General features: G+C 43.9%; 15 protein-coding genes. 11 read left to right on the top strand and 4 right to left on the bottom strand.

Annotation, left to right across the window (positions count from 1 at the left end; all coding sequences use genetic code 11):
- On the bottom strand, positions 1 to 239 hold a 239-nt coding region (locus tag H524_RS0103105), incomplete at its 3' end, for a hypothetical protein (protein ID WP_027939176.1).
- Between the two features lie 117 nt (positions 240 to 356).
- On the opposite strand from H524_RS0103105, the gene H524_RS13975 reads away from it, so the two are divergent.
- Complete coding sequence (locus tag H524_RS13975) at positions 357 to 767, top strand: Rsd/AlgQ family anti-sigma factor (RefSeq protein ID WP_084281627.1); 411 nt, start codon at positions 357 to 359, stop codon at positions 765 to 767.
- A 519-nt stretch (positions 768 to 1286) separates the two neighbouring features.
- On the opposite strand, the gene H524_RS0103090 is transcribed toward H524_RS13975, so the two are convergent.
- The 3 genes from H524_RS0103090 to purH all read right to left on the bottom strand — a co-directional run bounded on the left by H524_RS0103090 (position 1287) and on the right by purH (position 6034).
- Complete coding sequence (locus H524_RS0103090) at positions 1287 to 2060, bottom strand: sulfite exporter TauE/SafE family protein (protein WP_027939174.1); 774 nt, start codon at positions 2058 to 2060, stop codon at positions 1287 to 1289.
- Positions 2061 to 2710: 650 nt separating this feature from the next.
- Positions 2711 to 4006, bottom strand: coding sequence for a phosphoribosylamine--glycine ligase (gene purD / locus H524_RS0103085; protein WP_027939173.1), 1296 nt, complete (start codon positions 4004 to 4006; stop codon positions 2711 to 2713).
- Between the two features lie 393 nt (positions 4007 to 4399).
- A complete protein-coding gene (gene purH, locus H524_RS0103080) occupies positions 4400 to 6034 on the bottom strand; it encodes a bifunctional phosphoribosylaminoimidazolecarboxamide formyltransferase/IMP cyclohydrolase (protein WP_027939172.1) in 1635 nt (544 codons plus the stop codon).
- A gap of 1262 nt (positions 6035 to 7296) precedes the next feature.
- On the opposite strand from purH, the gene H524_RS0103070 reads away from it, so the two are divergent.
- From H524_RS0103070 to fliR, 10 genes are all read left to right on the top strand, one after another.
- Entirely contained in the window at positions 7297 to 7578 is a 282-nt protein-coding gene (locus H524_RS0103070) for an HU family DNA-binding protein (RefSeq protein ID WP_027939171.1), read from the top strand.
- A gap of 842 nt (positions 7579 to 8420) precedes the next feature.
- A complete protein-coding gene (gene pgm, locus H524_RS0103060) occupies positions 8421 to 10073 on the top strand; it encodes a phosphoglucomutase (alpha-D-glucose-1,6-bisphosphate-dependent) (RefSeq protein WP_027939170.1) in 1653 nt (550 codons plus the stop codon).
- Positions 10074 to 12555: 2482 nt separating this feature from the next.
- Entirely contained in the window at positions 12556 to 15093 is a 2538-nt protein-coding gene (locus H524_RS0103045) for a flagellar hook-length control protein FliK (RefSeq protein WP_027939169.1), read from the top strand.
- 501 nt (positions 15094 to 15594) lie between these two features.
- Positions 15595 to 16128 (top strand): flagellar basal body-associated FliL family protein, encoded by a 534-nt coding sequence (locus H524_RS16300; RefSeq protein WP_052338873.1) that lies wholly within the window; start codon positions 15595 to 15597, stop codon positions 16126 to 16128.
- Between the two features lie 20 nt (positions 16129 to 16148).
- Positions 16149 to 17198 (top strand): flagellar motor switch protein FliM, encoded by a 1050-nt coding sequence (gene fliM / locus H524_RS0103035; protein ID WP_027939168.1) that lies wholly within the window; start codon positions 16149 to 16151, stop codon positions 17196 to 17198.
- Positions 17199 to 17403: 205 nt separating this feature from the next.
- On the top strand, positions 17404 to 17796 hold the full coding sequence (gene fliN, locus H524_RS0103025; RefSeq protein WP_027939167.1) for a flagellar motor switch protein FliN: 393 nt from the start codon (positions 17404 to 17406) through the stop codon (positions 17794 to 17796).
- A gap of 209 nt (positions 17797 to 18005) precedes the next feature.
- Positions 18006 to 19946 (top strand): flagellar biosynthetic protein FliO, encoded by a 1941-nt coding sequence (gene fliO / locus H524_RS16295; RefSeq protein WP_052338872.1) that lies wholly within the window; start codon positions 18006 to 18008, stop codon positions 19944 to 19946.
- Positions 19947 to 20114: 168 nt separating this feature from the next.
- The gene (gene fliP / locus H524_RS0103015; RefSeq protein ID WP_044121357.1) at positions 20115 to 20873 is read left to right on the top strand and encodes a flagellar type III secretion system pore protein FliP; all 759 of its coding nucleotides are present in this window, start codon (positions 20115 to 20117) and stop codon (positions 20871 to 20873) included.
- A gap of 245 nt (positions 20874 to 21118) precedes the next feature.
- Positions 21119 to 21388: a flagellar biosynthetic protein FliQ gene (locus H524_RS0103010; protein WP_027939165.1), complete on the top strand. Its 270-nt coding sequence runs from the start codon at positions 21119 to 21121 to the stop codon at positions 21386 to 21388.
- A gap of 114 nt (positions 21389 to 21502) precedes the next feature.
- Positions 21503 to 22303, top strand: coding sequence for a flagellar biosynthetic protein FliR (fliR, locus tag H524_RS0103005; protein WP_245580434.1), 801 nt, complete (start codon positions 21503 to 21505; stop codon positions 22301 to 22303).
- The last annotated feature ends 354 nt before the right edge of the window (positions 22304 to 22657 follow it).

Raw genomic sequence — 22657 nt, 5'->3', positions numbered from 1 at the left:
TTTCCATCAACACTATTGAACATTTTCTTCGTAATCAGCTGTTTTACGATGTCCTTGCTGGCAGGCTCTACAATAGAGTCGGCTACAGGTGCTTTAGTGTCGGTCGAGCTGTCAGAAGGGGAATTGAGGATTCTGCCTATAGCCTCAACCTGCTCCCGTGTTAGCTCGTTTTGCTTGCTAGAAATGAGATCTGCAAGCTCAGAAGAAAGAGTTGTCTGTTTGATGTTATGAGCACCCATTTTGATGATCTCCGAAAGTCAGCTTATGGCTGTGTTAAGCTGTGCATGTTAAACCAATAAAAAAGGGGGCTCAAGAAAAACTACACATCAAATTCTACACTGTCCGTATTGAAGTATATGGAACTCATTAACCCACAGATGAAAATCTCTCAAAGTGACGATTCAATGGATCAGCAGGTACTAGACCCAAGTTATGAGCAGGTTGTAGACTTCTGCGATGCCTTAGTGGACTACATCTCCCGTGGTCACTTTGATTTGTATCCAAAGATCGTCGAGCTGATTGAAAATGCCTCAGGCCGTTCTTTATCTATTGCTCATCGTGTGATGCCACGTATTGATAAGACTACAGAGGTTTTATTGCAGTTTGCTGATCGCTATGCCGAGGACTTAGATAGCGCTAAGATGAAGACCTTGCGCTCTGATCTGTCAAAGGCAGGTCAGCTTTTAGAGCAACGTTTTCGTAATGAAGACCGCCTGATTATCGGCTTACGTTTGGTTAATGCCATCGTAGCTACACCACGCAACTAAGGCTTTTGTTCTTTAGATCTGACGTAGTTTCACTACGAAGGCAGTTATTTATGCTAACGCCAATTTAGCGCCCCGCAGCTTTGCTTGCGGGGCCACAGGCGCTCTATGGGCAATTGCGCAGGCTGGGCTATTCTGCCAACTTGATAGGGCTGGGCTATTCTGCCCAATTGCGAGAGCTGGGCTATTCTGCCAATTTGATAGGGCTGGGCTATTCTGCCCAATTGCGATGGCATGGCTATGCAGGCCTAATAAGATAATGGCGTTTGTATGGGCGGGCGCTGGTGTCTAGGCTCGTTAAGATCATAGGATTTATGGCCTATTGCAGTGAGCGGAGTGATGCAACGGCATGGGGGCATTAAGATGCATCGTTTGGGTGATGCATAATAATCAACTTGAGATTCAAATGCTTAAGTTAAAGATGCTAAAAATGTAAGGTGGCGATGGTATGTGGTATAGGCCGTTACCATAGGCGATAACGGCGCTAGTGAATCTGTGTAAATATAGCGGTTGTATGCTGCTTTAGTGCATGGCAGTGTAGATAAGTAATCCACCACTTAAGATTGCAACTAAGGAGAAGATGATACGTACCTTCTCTGTTGGCATCTTGAGCATTAGAGCGGTACCAACAAAAGCACCTAAGAAAGAGGCAAAGATCATCACTGGAACCCATTGCCAGTAAATAGCGGTTACTGCACCAACGGTTACTGCGCCTACTGCATTCCAAATGGTGGCTACGAACACCATGGTGTGGTAGATAGCCCTTTTAAGCTCTAAACCAAAGACTAAAGCTAAGGTCATTGTAGAGAATAGGCCTGCACCTGAGGATAAAGATCCTGAGAAGAGACCGATAATAATCATGAGGAAGACGCCGAGGGCAAAACGCTTTTTGGAGATATTTTCCTTTGCTACAGAGCCAAAGCCTCGTTTTACCAAGGTATAGGCACCCATTAAGATCGTGACTATGCCTACAGTAAGCTGTGCGGCATCCGATGGCACATTGATAACGATCAGCGTACCAGCAACTACCGCAGGACAGCCCACAAGTATCATGACTAGGGCTATCTTCTTATCGATGGCAAATTTATTAGACTTCTTTTTGGCAAGCGCTCCGATACCTAAGAACACCACAGCTACTTTGTGAGTGCCAAGAGCGGTGGCAAAAGGCAAGCCCATAAGGATGAGTAATGGGAATTGCACAAAGCCAGCTCCACCGCCTGATACAGAGGCAAATAGGTTGGCTGTAAAGGTAAAGATAAAGACCAAGATCTGGTCAATTAAGGCTGATGTATCCATTACTTCCTCGCGGCCAGATAAAAAACAGAGTTCACCACTGCAAAAGTTCAATCAGTATGTGTGGCGATATTTTGGCCTTTATACAAAAGTATGCACAGTATAGACCCCTTAGTTGATATTGGCTAACTTGTATTTATCACTTAGTGTTTGAATGTACCTTTCTTACCGTGCCCAATAGTTGTTATTTTTATGCACCGCTTTGGGCATAGTCTAAAAGAGGATATCTTGCTGCTTGTTCTTTGGTGCATGGAAATTATGTTTACAGAGGTTGAGTGCATAAGAGCTATGTGCACTATTAATGAGCTTGCAAGTTAAACCTAACTCTGTGAGCGCTTAGCATAGGTTCTTTTATCTTTGTCTTATTGAAAATCATTCTTGTAATGAGAATTGCGTAATGGCAATTTTACTGAGCATATTGCAAAAGACCTTGGGACATTTCACGCCGAGAAAACCTAACATTGCCTACAACAACATGTCGTTTTGAAAAGCCATTAGTAAGCCATAGCTTAAAAAGTGGCAGGAAGTTTAGCTAAGGCTTGGTTCTTTTGATTTACTTTAGGTATAAAAAAGCCCGTAAAGCTTGAGGCTATACGGGCTTTCAGATCTATCTGCAGTAACTGCAGATTAAATTAAGGAATAGTATTTTTTGATTACTGCTCGCCGTTTAAGCGCTTTAAGGCGCGGTGAGCGATGTCTTTACGGTAGAACATGCCATCAAACTTAACATGGTTGATGATACCGTAGGCATGCTTGGTAGCCTCGGCGATGTCCTCACCCATAGCAGTTACGCACAGTACGCGACCGCCATTGGTTACTACCTTGCCATCCTTCTCCTCAGTGCCAGCTTGGAAGATCTTAGCGTAGGATGGAACTTCATCATCTAAGCCATGGATCTCATCACCCTTACGTGGAGATGCAGGATAGCCCTCAGCAGCTAAAACTACACCAACAGCTGGGTTTGGATTGTAAGAGCAGGTGCGGCCTTCTAAACCACCAACCTCAGCACCCTTTAAGCACAGCTCCACAAGATCAGAGGTCATACGCAGCATGATTGGCTGAGTCTCTGGATCGCCAAAACGGCAGTTGAACTCAACAACACGTGGATCGCCGTTGCTATCGATCATGAGGCCAGCGTATAAGAAGCCAGTGTATGGAATACCATCATCGGCCATACCCTTGATAGTTGGGTTGATGATGCGATCCATTACCTTCTGATATACATCATGGGTAACGATTGGAGCAGGTGAGTAAGCGCCCATACCACCAGTGTTAGGGCCAGTATCGCCATCACCAACACGCTTGTGGTCTTGTGAGGTTGCCATAGGAACAGCGTTAATAGAGTCAGACATGACGATGAAGGAAGCCTCTTCACCCTCCATGAACTCTTCAATAACTACGCGAGCACCAGCATCACCAAATGCATTGTCCTCAAGCATGGACTTAACTGCATCAATAGCCTCTTGCTCGCTCATAGCTACGACTACGCCCTTACCAGCGGCAAGACCGTCAGCCTTAATTACGATAGGAGCGCCGTTCTTCTTGATGTACTCAATGGCGCTATCAACCTGTGAGAATACTTCGTAAGCTGCGGTAGGAATGTTGTGGCGCTTTAAGAAGTCCTTAGTAAATGACTTAGATCCCTCAAGCTGAGCACCAGCCTTAGATGGGCCAAAGACGCGCAGATTAGCGGCCTTAAATGCGTCAACAATACCTAAAACTAAAGGTGCCTCAGGGCCAACGATTGTTAAATCAACGCCAGCCTTTTTAGCAAACTCTACTAAAGCTGGGATATCAGTAGCGCTGATATCAACATTCTCAATCTTGCGCTCGCTCTTAGTACCAGGATTGCCTGGAGCTACATAAACTACGTCAGCAAGTGGAGATTGTGCAGCACGCCATGCTAAAGCATGCTCACGGCCACCGTTACCTACGACTAAAACTTTCATCGTTATCCCCTGAAAACCATCTTTGTAATGGCTTGTTAATCAACTAGTGCTACAGCACTATTTAGAAATCTAAAAGCCCACCGAGCTCAAATTGCATACAAGCTAAGCTGCATACAAGATTAGGTGCATATAAGCTTAGCTGCATACAATCTTAGGTGCATGCAAGCTTAGGTGCATATAAGCTTTGAGGCATACAATCTTGGGTGTATACAAGCTTTGGTACACATAAGAGCATCAGCAGCTATATATGAAGTAAGTGGGCTTATGGAGCAGAGCCTAGATGTGAGCTCTGCTAGGCAGGCCTATTCGGCCTTTGCTTTTAGCAAAGTGGCTTTTATATAGATCCACTTTGCTCTTTGCCATTAGCAGCATGAGGCTGCTTTAATGGTCTTATTAGTGACGGAAGTGACGTACGCCAGTGAATACCATAGCGATGCCGTGCTCGTCTGCAGCCTGGATAACTTCCTCATCACGGATAGAGCCACCTGGCTGAATGATGCACTTAACGCCAGCCTTAGCAGCAGCGTCAACACCATCACGGAATGGGAAGAATGCATCAGATGCTAGTGATGAACCCTCAAGAGAGAGATTAGCGTCCTCAGCTCGGATAGTAGCAATACGTGCAGAGAACACACGTGAGGTCTGGCCGCAGCCAATACCTAAGGTACGCTTGGAGTTGGTGTAAACGATAGCGTTGGACTTGGTGTACTTACATACGCGCCATGCAAAGAGCAGCTCGGTGAGCTCATCATCGGTAGGAGCACGCTTAGTTACAACCTTTAGATCTTCACGCTTTACGTTAACTAAGTCAGCATCCTGAACTAACAGACCGCCGTTAACACGCTTGAAGTCGTAACGTGGCTGTCTCTCGCCTAACTCGCCAATAGCGAGAAGACGAATGTTCTTCTTAGCTGCAACGGCCTGTTTAGCCTCTTCAGTTACGCTAGGAGCAACGATAACTTCACAGAACTGACGATCAACAATAGCCTGAGCAGTCTTGCCATCTAACTCGCGGTTGAAAGCGATGATACCGCCAAATGCAGACTCGCTGTCAGACTCGAAAGCCTTAATGTAAGCATCGGTGAGGTTGTCAGCCATAGCAACGCCACATGGGTTAGCGTGCTTAACGATTACGCAGCATGGCTCTTCTAAGAACTCACGCACGCACTCAATAGCGGCATCGGTATCAGCGATGTTGTTGTAAGAAAGCTCCTTACCCTGGAACTGTACTGCAGTAGCAATAGAAGAGTTGGTAAGAGACATGTCCTTGTAGAAGGCAGCTTTCTGATGTGGGTTCTCGCCGTAGCGCATGCCCTGTAACTTAACAAAGTTTAAGTTTAAGGTACGTGGGAACAGACGCTTTTTCAGCTTTAACTCACCCTCAGATGGAACATCACAAGCCTCAGCCTCTGGATCAACGATGCCGTAGTCATCAGCCATAGTGCCAAAGTAGTTAGCGATAGCAGCATCATAAGAAGCAGTGTGCTCGTAAGCAGCGATAGCTAAGTTGAAGCGGGTCTTGTAGGTTAAGGAGCCACCGTTAGCATCCATCTCAGCGATAACCTTGTCGTAGTCGCTAGCATTAACCACGATAGCAACATCACGGTGGTTCTTAGCTGCAGCACGAACCATGGTAGGACCACCGATATCGATGTTCTCAATAGCCTTCTCTAAGGTGCAAGATGGGTCAGAGGTGGTCTTAACAAATGGATAGAGGTTAACGCACACGAGATCGATTGGGCTGATGCCGTGCTCGCTCATTACGGCCTCATCGGTACCACGACGACCTAAGATACCGCCGTGAATCATTGGATGTAAGGTCTTTAAGCGACCAGACATCATCTCTGGGAACTTGGTGTAGTCAGAAACTTCGATTACTTTGACACCGTTGTCCATTAACAGCTTGGCAGTGCCACCAGTTGAAAGGATCTCAACACCGCGCTCAGATAATGCCTTGGCAAACTCAAGAACGCCAGTCTTGTCTGATACTGAGATTAAAGCTCTCTTCACAGGACGTATTACATCCATTACTTTTGCTCCAAAGATCTATTGATTAGTAATGTGGGACTGATTGAGTTAAGTGTTCGTTGGTAAAGACCAATGATGTTCATACGCTTAGGCGTTTATGAACTCTTTGAATCAACCGTCCTAGAAAGTCTTAGTTGCATGCAATAGAAATTGCAATTCCAAGTACTAGCAACCTAAGCTTCCTAACTAAAAGTGCGGCTATTTTAGCATGTCAACTTAGTAAGGTTAGCAAACTAAGGAAAAAAGCTGTCATTCATTATAAATAGCCTAAATAAGCGATAGATATAAAATCATATCCAGCCTAACTTTGCTGCATTAGGACGCATAAGTCATAAGCTAAATTTATAAGAGACCATATCTTTGGCAAGTTGTCTTTTACACATTATTGGTAACGTTAACGTCATACGCCACCACAAAAGTTAATGAGCCATTAATGTCTGATGCTGCTAATGGGCCACAAAAAGAGTTAGTAAGCTTGAGTTTAGTAAGTCATAAAGGCTACTAGCTCATCATTTGCCTGTGCCTAAGGGCGGCATCGCATTTGTTTGGTAAATGGTTGCCTTCGTGAGAAACGGTTATCTAGCATTAGTATGGCTTGCTCTAGATGGTTCGATGCTTGAAAGCTTGATTATGGTTGATGATTTACTAGATGTGCACTTATCAAGAGCGCTAGCTAGAAGTGGCTTGGCTGCCATCTTATAGCTGATATTGCCACTTAACTTTGTGACAAAAGGAGTATAAATCAGGGTTTTGTGGTTATGGCTGTCTACTTTATTAGCTTTTGAGGTCGTATAGGTTCATTTTGGCACTACTAATGCTGTTTTTGTAAATAAACGTGATATATAAGCCATTTTGAAAAATCGCCATATAACACAGCTTTTATAGTTTTTGTGAGACTTTCTACTCTAGTTGAACACTAAGATTTAACGTTGTGAGCTATAGCTCAAAAATCATCGCAAAGCACGGTCCTATAAGGAAAGAGCAAGCAAATTTCAAGTAGCGAAAAGCAAAAAAATTTTTGTGCAAAAACTTAGAGAGTAAAAATGGCTCTTTGAGTGCTTATAAACCTGATATATATGCGGTTTTATTTTTAAAATGGCGGTTTTAAGCGCATCTTAAAGATATGACGAAAGCCGCTATTTACGCCATTTGTGAAAAAATCTTGTTGATATCTTATGATTTATGTGGTGAAATCTATCTCAATTCAGGTCCACCGTAATTTCACGATATGACCTATGTCTGATTGAAAGGATACATTCTTTATGAACAAGTCTGCACTTATCGAGCAAATCGCAAAGCGCTCTGAGTTACCAATTAGTCAATCTCGTAAGGCTTTAGATGCTATCTTAGAGTCCATCACCGAGGCCTTAAGCAACGGCGATCGTGTTCAATTAGTCGGCTTTGGCACTTTCAAGGTAACCGATCGTAAGTCCCGCGAGGGCCGTAACCCTAAGACTGGTGAGGTTATCCAGATTCCTGCTTCCAAGACTCCATCTTTCACCGCTGGTGCTGAGTTAAAGAAGTCAGTAAACGGTCGTGACTAATCACTCGATTCTGTAAGAATTGTTTGATTAAGAAAAGGCAGGCAACCATAGTTTGGAAGCTTGCCTTTTTTGTTTTTGGCAACCTCATAAACAGCATCACCAATACCAAACTCAAATTAACTGCCATTGATCGTCAAGTCCATCCGAGCTATAGCCTCTAAAGCCTCTTCACTTCAACCAATCCAATCCAATCCAATCCAATCCAATCCAATCCAATCCAATCCAATCCAATCCAATCCAATCCCATCTTTTGCTGCAAAGTAGCTTTGGCCTAATCACATTGCCAATGAAACTGCATCTTTGTTGAGCAGTTCTTAACAGACACTTAGCTAAATCATGACAAGTAATCGATATGCAATGCTCATCTTTGCTCACTTGGCTCATGCCCACCTTTGCTTGTTTGTCTCATGTTCATCATTTTTTTTTTGGCTTAAGATGAAGTATTGAGATACTTAAGTTTTGCTAATCTCATTAAGTAGTCATTAAACATTTGCCCCGTGTTCGTGCAAAAGTCATCATAGACCGTAAAAAGAAACTACGTAATAGTTTGGATCTGTGATGTTGGTCAGTTTAGAAAGCTACTTAGATGATGAGAAAGCGTCTCAATAGACTTAAAATATAAAGATGTGTCTATCCAAGAAACTAAAGCATAGGCTTAGCTATACGTTGCTATGGTTTAGTGAGGATTGAGACGTGCTGTAGCTGCAGCTGTAGCGATGAAAGAGCGAAGTTAAGACTGCTACAAAACTCTTTGTTTGCATTAAGTGTGATAATTCATTAACACTGAGCTATGCTAGACAAAAAGTTCTCGTTGGTTTCTACGAAGGGTTAAGGATAATAATATGGCAATTCATGAGCGTGCCGGCACTAAGGCTTTAGACTCAGACCTGGTTAATGTTCCACGTCTGATGGCGGCTTACTACTATAACCGTCCAAACCTCGATAATCCTGATGAGCTTGTAAGCTTTGGTACCTCTGGTCACCGTGGCACTTCATTAAATGGTTCCTTTACCGAGTCCCACATTTTAGCCATCTCTCAAGCTATCGCTGAGTACCGCGCAAAAGAGAACATCTGTGGTCCTCTGTTCTTAGGTAAAGACACCCACGCTTTATCTGAGGCTGCTTTAGTATCTGCAGTAGAAGTATTAGGCGCTAACGGCGTTGAGGTTCGTATCGAGAAAGATAACGGCTATACCCCAACCCCAACTATTTCCCACGCTATCTTAAGCTACAACCGTGGTAAGAGCGGTTCTGCTTTAGGTGACGGTATCGTTATCACTCCATCCCACAACCCACCAACTGATGGTGGCTTTAAGTACAACCCAACTGATGGTGGCCCAGCTGGTACCGACATTACCTCATGGGTACAGGATCGTGCTAACGACATTATGCGTGCTGGTCTTAAGGACGTTAAGCGTGTTCCTTATGAGCAGGCATTAAAGCTTCCTAATGTGCAAGAGCACGATATGATGACTGACTATGTCAATGATTTAGACTCAGTTATCAATCTCGAAGCTATCTCCTCAGCTGGTCTTAAGATTGGTGTAGATCCATTAGGTGGTTCAGGCCTGTACTTCTGGGATCGCATTGCTGATAAGTACAAGCTCAATATTAAGGTTGTTAACTACAAGGTTGATCCAACCTTCTCATTCATGTGCTTAGATAAGGATGGCAAGATTCGTATGGACTGCTCTAGCCCATATGCAATGGCCGGTCTGATTGCTCTTAAGGATAACTTTGATATTGCATTTGGTAACGATCCTGACTATGACCGTCATGGTATTGTTTGCCACTCCGGCCTCATGAATCCAAATCACTATCTGTCAGCAGCTATTAACTACATCTACACCCACCGTGACAACTGGCCAAAGGATGCTATGGTTGGTAAGACTGTAGTTTCATCCTCCATGATGAACCGTGTTGCTGAAGGCTTAGGCCGCAAGGCTTTTGAAGTTCCAGTAGGCTTCAAGTGGTTCGTACAGGGTCTTTTCGACAAGTCCTTAGCATGGGGCTGTGAGGAGTCTGCAGGTGCATCATTCTTACGTAAGGATGGTTCTGTATGGACTACGGATAAGGACGGTATGATTGCATCTCTGCTCTCAGCTGAAATTCTTGCTGTAACAGGCAAGGATCCATCAGAGCACTACAATGCCTTAACTGAGAAGTATGGTAAGCCTTTATACAACCGTGTAGACGCTCCTGCTAACTCTAAGCAAAAGGCTGTCTTAAAGAAGCTTGATCCATCCGCTGTTGAGGCATCCACATTAGCAGGTGAGCCAATCTTAGAGAAGCTCACTAGAGCCTCTGGCAATAACGCTGAGTTTGGTGGCCTCAAGGTGGTTACTGAGAACGGCTGGTTTGCTGCTCGCCCATCTGGCACCGAGAACATCTACAAGATCTATATGGAATCCTTCAAGGGTGAGGACCACTTAAAGAAGATCAAAGAGGAAGCTTCAACCATCGTTGATGCTGCCTTAAAGAAGGCTGGTGCCTAATTAACGTTCTAAACTAGACATGAAGGTAAGTAGCTTACGTGCTACTTGCCTATATAAGCCTCGCATTTGCGGGGCTTTTTGCGTTTATGGCCGTTTGGCTTTGAGATCACTACATGCAGTGCGCTCAATTGTGCCTAGCATTGCTACATAACTTTGTCTTACTTACCCATTACACATTGCGTGGATGCATTCAATTTTTAAGCTTTAACAAACTCATGCGGCAGCGAAAGATAAGAACCAATGAGTAGTAGTTTTTGTAGTGGGCTTTATGCTAGTTGGTGGCGAGCAGATTCGTGGCTAAATTTAGGCCTTGGTGCACGAATGAAAAGTGGAATCTTGTGTGTACTGAGGGCAAAATGGCACTTCAAGAACAGTAGATAAACTGATGCTTGGTATGGAGTGTGGGGAAAAGAGGGGATTGTAGTAGAACATTAAACACAAACTCCCATAACCATTTGTAGTCAAATGTAGGGAGTTTTGTTTGGTCTACTCATACAGGATCTAGCCAATCTATCTAGTGCCGGTTTTAGCTGCATTGCACTTGTAGCTAAAGGGTAGATAAATCGAAGCTTTAACCGCGATATGTTGAGAATGTTGTGATTCATTCTCGAGGTGTGCAACTAAGCTTAGACGCTTAGCTTTCATATCATTTGCCTGTTTCAGAGCATAGTGCTTTGTACAAGCTTAAACAAGTGGGCATAAAGCCTTTTGCTAAAATTATTCGTCGTTGTTGGTTTGCTCACTGTCTGGCTTTAATACGAAGCACAGGGAAGAAGCAACAACACACAGAACAAATAAAGCAGCAAAAGCAGTAATCATATTAAGGGGTTCTCCAGCTGCTTATGTTTCAAGCAGCATTGTACTTGTTAGTAGCACTTTGGTAAGGATACTTAAGTACGTCAGGTGTTAAAGCAAAGCAAAACTCTTCACAACTATCATCTAGCATTACCTGAGTTTAGGAGACTCTCGCCACAAGAGTTCAAATGCTAAAACGAGGTGCATCAAGTTAAGGCCTTTAAAAGCAAAAAGCATCCTATGCTGGCTCTTGTTGTAGAGCCTGCCTCATAACAAACCTTAAACAGGGTTTAAAAGAATGAGTAGAGACGAGATAGGGCGACTTGATGGTCGTAAATAAGTTTTAAGTGTTTCGCCACATAAGTGGTTTCACGTTGTTAGACCATATTTTGGCTGAAAGTTTCCCAAAATCAGCAAAAAAAGTGGCAAAAACTTTAAAAAGTATGAACTTTGTCACTGGTATAGTTTTTTAACTATCAGGTGTGCGGGGGGTAATATTGTATCTAGATTGTCTAAAACTGTTGTAACTAGAATTAAATTCTTTTAAGTCAATATCGCATCTTTTGCTAATGATATGTGTATCTATGATTTGACTTATAAGAGAGTTACAAAGTAACAGTCGAACTTTGTAAATGTGTCAGTTTGGTGCAGTGCGTGAAACGTAAATCCAATGCGTTTCTCCGATATGACTGTGCTTTTCGTATATTTACTAGATATGACTTAAGCGTATCTAAAAATTGAGTTACACGTAGAAAGGGGCAATTCCATCGCAACTATGCAAAATACACATGCAACTTGTCAAAAATGAGCCAAAGACTAGATACTCTGTATATCTATGCATAGATACGATGTTAATAGTTTACATTTGCGCTTCATTTACATGTTTCAATCAGATCATGAATGCAACGGCATTAGAATGTTTTGATGTGATAGTAATACATAGGAAACTTAGTAGTTTTATAAGCAAAGCTACAACATAGTAGCTCGACAGATCTGCTAGGTCTGAAACCTACAGATAAGAGCCAGATAACAGTTTCTTTGCTGTTTACAAACTGATGGTATATGGGGCGATGCTAATGTTACTTAGTTTCAATAAAACATACGAATAATGCGCAAAGGCTGCAGCAGAGCGTGAGTGGATCTAGTGGTAAGGATCATCGTTGTATGGGTGGGTAGCAGGATCGCAAAGTTCATTTGATGCGGCTAAAGGATCATAAGATCACAGTTCAAGCATTCAATGGGTAAGGCCGCAATTTAGCGTTTTTTGTTGGTAGATGTAAGTTTTGACCGTCTCAAGTTACAAGCGGCAAGTTATGCCATCTCATGTACATAAGAATAAAGATGGCTTGTTTATAGGTTTTTGAGGGGATCACTGCGGCACAGTGGGCTTAAAGGTGGTGTGTGCTTGATGGCATGATCAAAAGATCACGTGTGCATAAGCTGCGTCCTTAGTAATACCTGATGTTTTTATAAATAGCTTATTTATCGGGTTTGTTGCTTTGTATTTGCATTACTTGAGATCGTTATGTTTTGGTATCTAGCCTTATAGATTTTTGCGTTAAATAAGCCATTCTTAATGGCATGAGTGTTGCACAAGACTATCTATAGTTTTGGTTAAAAACAGGCCAGAAAGCTATAGCTGCTCAAGTTTTTGTATGTGGCAGTGATGGCCTGATTGAGGTTTATCATGCAGACTCAGAATTTACACAATCAGAATGCTCAAGCAACTGCTGATTTAGCTAAGAAAGGTTCTAAAGAGAATCCTTACGATCGCCTTATGTCTCAGGGCGACGATTCCGTTGCCGCTAAGTTTTCTAATGTGCTTTCTACCCTCAAGACTCGTATGTCTGGTGGTGTGCTCTCAAATACTGAGCAAAAGAACGTCAGCATGGTTAAGGATATTTCTGCATCGCAAAAAGACTCTATGGATGCTGCCTCTAAGGACTTCCAAAAGCGTCTAGATGACGAGGAAGAGGAGAAGAAGAGCCGCAATCGTAAGCTCGCTGATGACCGTGAGCGCATGATGAGTCTTAATGCTGAGGCTGCTGAAATTGCCTCAATGACTCGTATGGATATTGCCGCTGAGGCTCAGACTAAACAGTCTCAGAATAATGCTGACATGCTCGAAGAGAAGGCAGAACAAACCAAAACTATGCGCCCTTCTGACATTCTTGCATCAGCATTCTCCCGTAGTGGTTCAGCCTCTGCATCAACCTCTAGCTCATCTGTAAGCAACAGTGTTGCTGCTTCTGTAGGTGGCAGTTCAGTTGCTTCTACTTCTGTTGGTGGCGCTGTATCTGGTACTCAGGGCGCTGCAAGTACAACCACATCTACTGCTCAGGGTGAGTCAGCTGGTATGGGATCACAAAACAGTGGTTCTTCATTTGCAAGTTCTTCATCTGCAGTAGGTTATGGCACTGATGAGATGACCGAGTCAGCTCAGGCTGCTCAGAAGATGATGGATATTGAGGGTGTAGAGACTGACGAAAAGATCAGTCAAACTCTTCAGGATCGCAGCCGTCGTCAAGAGTCTGAAATTCGTAATGCTCAGAACGTTGAGGCAGACAACAAGGCTCGTGAGATCAACAAGCTCAACAATCAAGAATTACGTCAGAACTTAGATGTTCTTGCACGTGAGACCAATGTGAGCAAGTTAAGCCTGCAAATGTCCAACCCACAGACCATGGCCCAAGAGCGTCGTGATGCTCAGGCTCTCAATGGTCTGCCAACCTCACGTGATAACACCAATTCATTAACTGCAAGTGCTCAATCAAGCAACACTCTCTTAAACTCCTTAAATGGTGTTGCTGATGACGCAGCTGCAGCTGGTATGACTTTAAGCGGCGCTTCAAGCGCTTCTGCTGCAGCTAAGGCAGATGCAAAGCCTACTGCTTCGCAAAATGTTTTAGCTCAGAATCGTGTTAACGCAGTTGGTGAAGAGTCAGACTCTCAAACTCTGATTAAGAATGCTAACAAGGCTCGCTTAAGCCATGGTGCTGAGGCTGAAGGTTCACGCGCTGCATTAGCTAACAAGGGTGTAAGATCCACTGCAGATGCTCAGCAATCACAAAACGCAGCTAATGCCGCTGGAACAGCTAAGAACTCTCAAACTGTTAATCAGCGTACTCAAGCTAACTTATCTGAGCTCGCTCGTCACTCATCTTCAGATGCCTCAAAGGTGTTAAACGGCGGTGATGAGGTATTAAAGAATGTTAAGGATGTAACTACCTCAAACGAGTCAGGCAAGACTAACAATGCTCAAGAGGCTCTGTTACGTTTAGCTACTGCACAACAAAATGACAAGAGTGCAGCTGCTAAGTTAATGGCTGAGGCTCAGGCCCGTAATAGCCTGCTCTCTGATGAGGCTCTTAAGAGTGATGCAACTCGTTCCGAGACTGTAAACCAGGCACTTAACTCCTTAAAATCTGGCATCAAGGGCTTAAGCTCAACTGCTCAGAGCACCACTTATTCACAAAGCTCACTCTTTGCCTCTATGTTTGGTGATGGTGAAGGCGTTGCAGCTTTATCAGATAGCGATGGTGCATCTACTGAGTTTGGCTCAAGCGATAGTTCAGAGCAAGACGCTGCATTTGCAGGCATGGCATCAAGTCAACAAGCTCAAGCAACTGACGGTGCAAAAGAAGCTGTTCCTGCTCATATGACTCGCTTTGCGTTTACTGGATCAGAGGATACTGACGCATCTGAGATTCACGAGCGCGTCATGCAGATGGCTGCACGTAATATGAAGCAGCTTTCAATGGAGTTAAGCCCTAATGAGATGGGCAAGATGAAGATTTCTATTGAGCTTAGCGATAATAATGATGCGGTGTCTGTTTCTTTAGCAGCTGCTAATCCACAAACCCGTGCAATCTTAGAAAAGGCGCTGCCAAAGCTTAAGGAAATCTTATCTCAGCAGAACATTAAGACTGATGCCTCAGTAAGTGACTTAGATGAGTCCGAGGTAGAGGTTGCAAATGTTGTAGCAAACAATCGTCCATCAGCTGCAGCAGTAACTAAGGCTGCATCTTCACAGCGTCATAGTGTCAATGTCGCAACTGACGATGTAAGTGTTGATGCTTTAATTGCTAATGCACGTTCTTTGTCTGATGACGACAAAGCAGCTATTCAAGGCATCGTAGATGACAATTCTTCTATGGATTTAAGCTCTGCAAACCGCGAATTATCAAGCTTTGCTAAGCGTGGTACAGTCGTTGCAAGAGGTTAAGAGCCGGCTTCAATTGCTGATAATTTGACAGCGCCGGCTGGGCGCGTATCGTCAAGGAACCATACGTCCTAACCCACAGAAGTAATAAACTGTGGGAAAACAGACACTCCTTACAATAAATTTGACTGTGAGGAGTTTTTGTTAGCCCAGCCGATAGTCAGTCTAGTGTCATCAATGTAAGCTTGGTAAGAATAATTTTACATAAGAGCAGCTTAAGACCAGACTGACTTTAGATCCTTCCTAAGTCCTTCTCAAAGTTAGTGCAACACATCAAAAATGTGTCAGCGCTTTTGACATCACGGACACGCAGCATCTTAAGTCAATAAGTCGCGTATTCATCAGGAATTATTAATCCTGAATATACCGAATCAAGCGTAATGAGGCTACGAAAACCTATCTTTTGCATAGGTATGCGCAGTTTACCCTTGGATTTAGCCTCCTCTTGTGTGCCATAATAGACTATTCAACGTAGCTTTTAGACAGTCATACGGAGAGAGGAACATGTCAGATACAGATGATGACTTAAGCACACGCGGCGGTAAATCAAGAAAGAAGCTGATGCTCATGATCGCTTTCGTCGTCTTATTTATCTTAGGCGTCGGCGGCTATGGTGCTTATGCTTACTTACAGAATTTATGGCCTTTCCCAGCCCCTGAAGAAGAGAGTGCTGTGGATATTGCAGGCCAAGCTGGCACTAGCACTAGTGCTGATTTTTCTGATCAGTACATCCGCTTCGAGACTGCATTCACATTCAACCTCCCAGGCAAGACCAAGCGTGGTCACATGGTTCAGGTTGACCCGGTTCTCGTTGTTCACGGCAGTGCAAATGCAGCTTTAGCTCAACAGCATTTACCTCTCATTAGCTCCACCATCTCAGAGATCTGCTCACAGCAGGACTTTGAAAGCCTTGCAAGCCCATCTGGCAGACAGCGTTTCAAGCGCCTGCTTTTAGACGGCATTAGAACCAAGCTTACAGGTGTAGTTAACCAGCCATTAGTAGAGCAAGTACTCTTTACAAACTTTGTAATGCAGTAACTTTGGGGAATTGATTAGGTATGACTGAGTTTTTAACGCAGGATGAGATCGACGCTCTTCTCCACGGAGCTGATGATGTAGAGCCGGATCAGTTTGACGAAGGTGGCCAAGGTGTCAAACCGTTCGACTTCGGTTCACAAGAGCGCATTGTTCGTGGTCGTATGCCAACCTTAGAGTTGGTAGATGAGCGTTTTGCTCGTCACATGCGTATCAGTCTCTTTAACATGATGCGTCACTCGGCTGAGGTAACTTGGATCGGCGTCAAAATGATGAAGTTTGGTGAGTATGTACAGACTCTGTACGTGCCTACCTCTCTTAACATGGTGCGCTTCCGTCCATTAAAAGGTACTGCCTTAGTTACTTTAGAAGCTCGTTTAGTGTTCATTCTTGTAGAGAACTTCTTTGGTGGCGAAGGTCGTTTCCGTGCCAAGATTGAAGGTCGTGAATTTACACCAACCGAGCGTCGTATCATTCAAAAGCTCCTTAAGATGGTGTTTGAGGACTATAAGGAAGCTTGGGCTCCAGTTATGGACGTGGAGTTTGAGTACCTTGACTCCGAAGTTAACCCTGCAATGGCTAACATCGTGTCACCATCCGAGATGCTCGTAGTTAACCAGTTCCACATCGACTTAGATGGTGGTGGCGGTGATATGCATATCGCCTTCCCATACTCTATGATCGAGCCAATTCGGGAACTGCTTGACGCTGGTGTGCAGTCAGATAAGGGCGATACTGACGTTCGTTGGAACAAGGCATTAAGAGAAGAAGTTATGGACGTGCAAGTTGATATGCGCGTTAAGATGCTCGATCTCGTATTAAGCCTTGGCCAGGTAATGGATTTAAAGGTAGGCGACGTGCTTAACGTTGATATGCCTGATAATCTGCTCGTCTATATCGAAGACTTACCTAGCTACCACGCAAAACTTGGTCGCACCAAGGAAAAACTGGCTATCAAGATTTCTGATATCCTCAAGCGTCCACCATCAATGAAGAGCGATCTTTCATTCCTCAAGGGTTCTGGTATCTCTATTGAGGATGATGATGACCTTGAAGAGTTTGATGACGACTAATGCTTTCTATCTAGCAGCCTAGTTATATAAGAGTAAATCATTAAGGCAGCTAGATAGTTTTACGGCACTGTAAATGTGGCGTAACTTAAGCATTAGACAGATTAAATAACCGACGCTAGGTGCTGTTAAGAACAGCAAGCGTTTTTCAAGCAAAACTAACTTAACAGCACGCATTGGCGCTGCTCATAACGGAGAGATCCATAAGATGTCGGATTTGGATAATACAGATTGGGCCGACGGCTTACCATCAACCGATGGTATGGAGGACATGAACACCGCCGAGCTTGAAACTTTTGACGATCCTAGTAAGAGCAAAGCTCCGCTATCTCGTGAAGAGCGAAAGAAGTTAGACGCGATTTTAGATATTCCTGTAACCATTACTATGGAAGTAGGCCACGCCAAGATTTCCATTCGTAACCTGTTACAGTTAAACCAAGGCTCTGTTATTGAGCTTGAGCGTCTGGCAGGCGAACCTTTAGATGTTCTCGTGAACGGTACCTTAATTGCCCACGGTGAAGTTGTGGTAGTTAACGATAAGTTCGGTATCCGTCTCACCGATGTTATCAGCCAGGTTGAGCGTATCAAGAAACTCCAGTAATCGCTGGTTTGTTTCAGTGCAAAGCCCATTGCGCAGATCTACTGCCATTGGGCTTTTTGCTTGATAGGCCTCCAACTATTGCACTTTTGTGCCCGCTAGTACTTAAAGGCTATTGTCATTAGGTATATAGTGCTTGCAATGCTAAACATCTCTAAGCATTGTCTTACTTCAATTGCTTTTAATCTATTTGATCCTGAAAGGTGGTGCCCATGCGTACAGCACATTCGTATACATCTGCCGTCAGAGGCTTTTTAAATCAGGATCTGTATATCTTAAAACCCATTTCTTTCAAGCAAGTTACCAAGGCATCTTGTTTTTTCTTTGCACTTACTTGCTCATCTTTTGCCCTCTTTAGCTCATCGCAAGTCTTAGCACAAGGCACTAGTGCTGCAACTGAAGTTGCCGCTAATGATAATGCTGCAGCAAAGCAAGCCGCACCACAGCAAACGGTACCACAAACTGCACAGCATGCAACAGCTGCAGCTAAGAGAGCAGAGGCAGCTGCAACAGCTAATGCACAAGCAGCATCAGACAATGACAAAGCTGTAGCTGATAGCGCTGAGCAAAATACTGTTAAAGTAGCTGTTGACCAAACTAAGAATGATCAAAAGCCGCAGGTGGTTGACCTTGAGTTTAACGAAACTGCTGCCGCTGATGATGCCATCATGGCTGAACATGCCACTGCAGCTCTTGCAGATGAAGCTCAAAGTAACGAATTACAACCATCGGCACAGGATAAAGCTTCTGCTGTTGAAAAGTTCAATGCTTTTGCTGCCGACCGTCCAAAAAGATCTGGCTCATTAGCTGAAGGTGGCTTAAATACCACCTCAGGTATTATTCAGTGGTTACTTTCTACCATCGCTGTTTTAGGCATTATCTTTATCCTAGCTTTCTTAATTAAGAAGTCACGCTTTGTACAAAGATCTGGTAGCTCCATTCGTCTTGAGACTCAGATGGCACTTGGTCCAAAAGAGCGTATTGTGCAAGTACGCGTTGGTGACCGTCATCTGTTACTCGGTGTAACTCCAAGTAACATCAATCTAATTTTAGAGCTAGATAATGACTCACAAAAAGAGGCTAAAGCAGCCAAAGCCGCAGCATCTAAGGAAATAAGCGAGTCATATGAAGATGATGACTCTGATTATTTAGATGAGGAGCTCTATACAAAGACTTTTAAGAGCAGCGAGACAAAATTAGCATCCAAGGATATCACCGAGGCAAAAATTAAAGCTCAGGCAGCTCGTAAAGTAGCAGCCCGTGCCACCTCCAATCTAACCATGATGCCTGATGATGATGTTTTACATGAAAGAGCTTCACGTCTAAAGCATGCAATGCGTCATATTGGTATGGACGAGCAGGGCAGTGGAGAACTACCTAGTGTCGAAAAGACATCAGTAGTTTTTTCAGAAAAGGCCGCTGCATCCGATGCAAGCACCAATAGTGCAGTAGATAACAATGCTATTAGTGCTCAAAGCTCTACAGCCGATGGCGAGATTAATGGCAGCTCAGCACACAGTGACTCATGTATGACTGATGCAAAAGCCAACACTCACTCAGATGCTGAAAAGCTATCCGATGCAATTACTGCCGCTGTTGGCGATGCATCCGAGCAAGCTGACGTGAGCGAGCTTAGGCAAGCACAAGCTGAGCAAGCCGATACAGCGCAAGCCGATGCTGCTAAAGCTGGCGATGATGGCACGCAAGCCGATGCTGTACAGGATGATAAGCTCGATTGTGATGAGCAGCCTGCAGCAGACAGTGCATCTAATGAGGGCAATACTGTTACCTCTAGCGATTCAGTGTCGGCTCTCGTTAAAGATAAGATCGCAGCCAAAGATGAAACTGTTCCTGTAGCTGATGGTTCTACTGGCGTAACCTGGGTCGATCATGGGCACAATGATGATGCAGAGGATGAGCAAAAGAGTAATGATCATGCTCATGGTGATGCACACTCATCTATGGCTGATGCTGACTCTAGAACGTCTAAAGCCGATCCTAAAGGCGAAGAGTTTGCGAAGATTTTTGCTAAGGCTTATGCTGAGGGCAAAGAACGTTTCGATGAGCTGAGTGAAACTGAGGCCGGCCGTGATATCATGGCTGCCGATTCAGATGTATCTGATGATGCTTCTGATAAGAAAGATTCTAAATAGAAAGAAGATCTCTAGGATAGGATAATCTTGTAGACTTTCCTAGTGCACGGCTAAGAGTATGCTTGGCCTTTACACTAAAACCCGAGAGTAGTTTGTATGGTTAACCAGAACACAAGTAGTCTCAAAGCTGATCCGTATGCTCAGCTGCAGGGACTAAAGCGTCTTTTTATGATTGGCCTAACGTGGAGTGTTATTTCAGGTCTGATCTTGTATTTTTGCTCTGTAACACAGGCAGCAGATCTGGATATGACAGCTTTTACTGTAAAGACTAATCCAGATGGTACACAGGACTACTCTTTATCCTTGCAAGTAGTGATGCTCATGACTTTATTGAGCTTCCTACCATCGATTATTATCATGACAACTTCGTTTGTACGTATCATCATCGTGCTAGCGATTTTGCGTCAAGCCATGGGTCTGCAAACTTCCCCATCCAACCAGATTCTGGTGGGTTTAGCATTCTTCATGACTATCTACATCATGACCCCAGTTTTAAACTCCATCTACAATACCGCCATCGTGCCATATCTAAATGATCAGATGCAGGCTCGAGATGCGTTTGTAGTCGCCCAAAAGCCACTGCATGCTTTCATGCGTGAGCAGACTCGTATGTCTGATCTTAATGCTTTTATGGAGTACGCTGATGTACAAGTACAGACTCCAGAGGAAGTACCTTTACATGTACTGATTCCAGCATTCATCGTTTCAGAGCTCAAGACAGCCTTCCAAATTGGCTTCATGCTCTTCTTGCCTTTCTTGATTATTGACTTAGTTGTAGCGTCCATTCTGATGGCTATGGGTATGATGATGCTCTCGCCAATGATTGTGTCGTTGCCGTTCAAACTGATGCTCTTTGTGTTAGTTGACGGCTGGACTTTAATTATGGGATCGCTGCTCGCCTCTTACGGTATTGGTGTTCCCGCGTAAACAAAGCCGTTTAGAAGTTTAAAGGCAAATGCTTAATAAGATTCACGACTTTTGCGCTTTTCTCGGGTTTTACTTACAGCGCATGTCTTTATCTAACTTAAGCTCAGCTTCCTAAGTTACATTTGCATTGACTCAAAGTCTTATCATTCTTTGAGCAATGAAAGATAATTAATATGGGCTAACTCCACATAAGATAGAGTTAAGCTTATTTTTAATAAGCCAGCCCTTAACAAGAGGTGCCAGCCATGGAACCAGAGGTATTTGTTGACGTTGTCCGTCAGGCGTTAGGATTGGTTGCAGTACTAGTGACTGCCTCCATTTTGCCTTCTCTAGTAGTTGGTCTGATGGTGTCAGTTTTCCAAGCTGCAACTTCCATTAACGAACAAACCTTATCATTCTTACCTCGTCTGTTAGTTACTGTGCTTGGTCTGATGTGGGGCGCACACTGGGCTTTAACTAAGCTTATGGAGTTCTTCTTTGGACTTGTACACTCCATCCCGATGGTAGTGGGTTAATAAAGCTTAAAGCGCCATCCTTGGTCTGTTAATAGCCTGGATAGCGGATGATTTGAGTCCAATACTTAAGCTTAAGTAACAAGGGCATTAGGTTTTAATTGCAGCGGTGCTGACATGGGAATAAACTTTCTTGAGCCATTTATGCTCAACTCGATTGATTCCATCGTATGGCCATTGTGCCGTATTGGTGGTTTCTTGATGGCATTTATGACCTTCTCAGCCTCTACTGTACCTCGTATGGTAAGAGCACTGCTAGCTTTGGCTATGACAGTGTGCTTCTTGCCAAACATTCCGCCTATTGACACTGAGATCCAGTCTTTCTCTACTCTTGGCATCATTACCACCATCTCTCAGGTAATTATCGGTGCTGGTATTGGCTTTATCACGCAATATCTAGCTGCTACATTCGTGCTTGCAGGTCAGGCCATTGCCATGCAGACCGGTCTTGGTTTTGCCTCTTTAGTTGACCCTGTATCTGGTACCAATGCTCCAGTTGTAGGTCAGTTCTTTACCGTTTTAGCAACCTTAGTGTTCTTTGCAGTTGATGGTCATTTAGTGTTCATCAGATTGCTGTTATTAAGTTTTGAAACGCTGCCAATTGCCCCTGGTATCTTTACTCCACCAAGTTTAGAGGCCATCATATTCTTTGGCGCAACCATGTTCCAATGCGCACTTTCAACTTCGATTGCTGCTATTTGTGCGCTGTTAGTAGTTAACTTTACCTTCGGTGTTATGACCCGTGCTGCTCCTCAGTTAAACGTGTTCTCCTTAGGTTTTGCTATCTCCATGATCGTAGGTATTTCTGTACTCTTAGTAAGTTTGAACGCTTTCATGGCTAACTTCACTATCGCGATCAACTCTATCATGTCCTCAAGCTGTACTCTGATTGGTACAGACTGTGAAGGTATTTTCTAGCACATAAGCGCATCAAAAGAGCTGCAAACAACACCCCATTACTGATTGCGGCACTACATCAATTTCCTTGTTGTGCCGCCAATAACCACAGCAACGCACATGCTCGTCATGCCTATCAAGGCTATCGTATATAAAAGAGCTGCTATCAACGCATTGCAAGCTCTCTTTTGCCGTATCAGTGCCCTGCAGCTTAAGAGAGCAGTCCAATACCAGCATCTAAAGCTTGCAAGCATCATGATGCTCAGTAAGGACAGCACTATCTAAGAAGCATCAATAAGTGCTCGACTGTTTGGCCTTAAGCTAGCTGTGTCAACATTAGCTAATAGGAGCTTTGGGCAATAGTGCTGCTTGCCT

It is taken from the genome of Anaerobiospirillum succiniciproducens DSM 6400, from assembly GCF_000482845.1.
In the GTDB taxonomy this organism is placed as follows: domain Bacteria; phylum Pseudomonadota; class Gammaproteobacteria; order Enterobacterales; family Succinivibrionaceae; genus Anaerobiospirillum; species Anaerobiospirillum succiniciproducens.
This window is presented reverse-complemented; position numbering and strand designations above follow the sequence as displayed.

Excerpts from the sequence above, each read along its gene's own strand:
- H524_RS13975 (WP_084281627.1), top strand. The coding sequence starts at position 357 with ATGGAACTCATTAACCCACAGATGAAAATCTCTCAAAGTGACGATTCA.
- H524_RS0103090 (WP_027939174.1), bottom strand. The coding sequence starts at position 2,060 with ATGGATACATCAGCCTTAATTGACCAGATCTTGGTCTTTATCTTTACC.
- purD (WP_027939173.1), bottom strand. The coding sequence starts at position 4,006 with ATGAAAGTTTTAGTCGTAGGTAACGGTGGCCGTGAGCATGCTTTAGCA.
- purH (WP_027939172.1), bottom strand. The coding sequence starts at position 6,034 with ATGGATGTAATACGTCCTGTGAAGAGAGCTTTAATCTCAGTATCAGAC.
- H524_RS0103070 (WP_027939171.1), top strand. The coding sequence starts at position 7,297 with ATGAACAAGTCTGCACTTATCGAGCAAATCGCAAAGCGCTCTGAGTTA.
- pgm (WP_027939170.1), top strand. The coding sequence starts at position 8,421 with ATGGCAATTCATGAGCGTGCCGGCACTAAGGCTTTAGACTCAGACCTG.
- H524_RS0103045 (WP_027939169.1), top strand. The coding sequence starts at position 12,556 with ATGCAGACTCAGAATTTACACAATCAGAATGCTCAAGCAACTGCTGAT.
- H524_RS16300 (WP_052338873.1), top strand. The coding sequence starts at position 15,595 with ATGTCAGATACAGATGATGACTTAAGCACACGCGGCGGTAAATCAAGA.
- fliM (WP_027939168.1), top strand. The coding sequence starts at position 16,149 with ATGACTGAGTTTTTAACGCAGGATGAGATCGACGCTCTTCTCCACGGA.
- fliN (WP_027939167.1), top strand. The coding sequence starts at position 17,404 with ATGTCGGATTTGGATAATACAGATTGGGCCGACGGCTTACCATCAACC.
- fliO (WP_052338872.1), top strand. The coding sequence starts at position 18,006 with ATGCGTACAGCACATTCGTATACATCTGCCGTCAGAGGCTTTTTAAAT.
- fliP (WP_044121357.1), top strand. The coding sequence starts at position 20,115 with ATGATTGGCCTAACGTGGAGTGTTATTTCAGGTCTGATCTTGTATTTT.
- H524_RS0103010 (WP_027939165.1), top strand. The coding sequence starts at position 21,119 with ATGGAACCAGAGGTATTTGTTGACGTTGTCCGTCAGGCGTTAGGATTG.
- fliR (WP_245580434.1), top strand. The coding sequence starts at position 21,503 with ATGGGAATAAACTTTCTTGAGCCATTTATGCTCAACTCGATTGATTCC.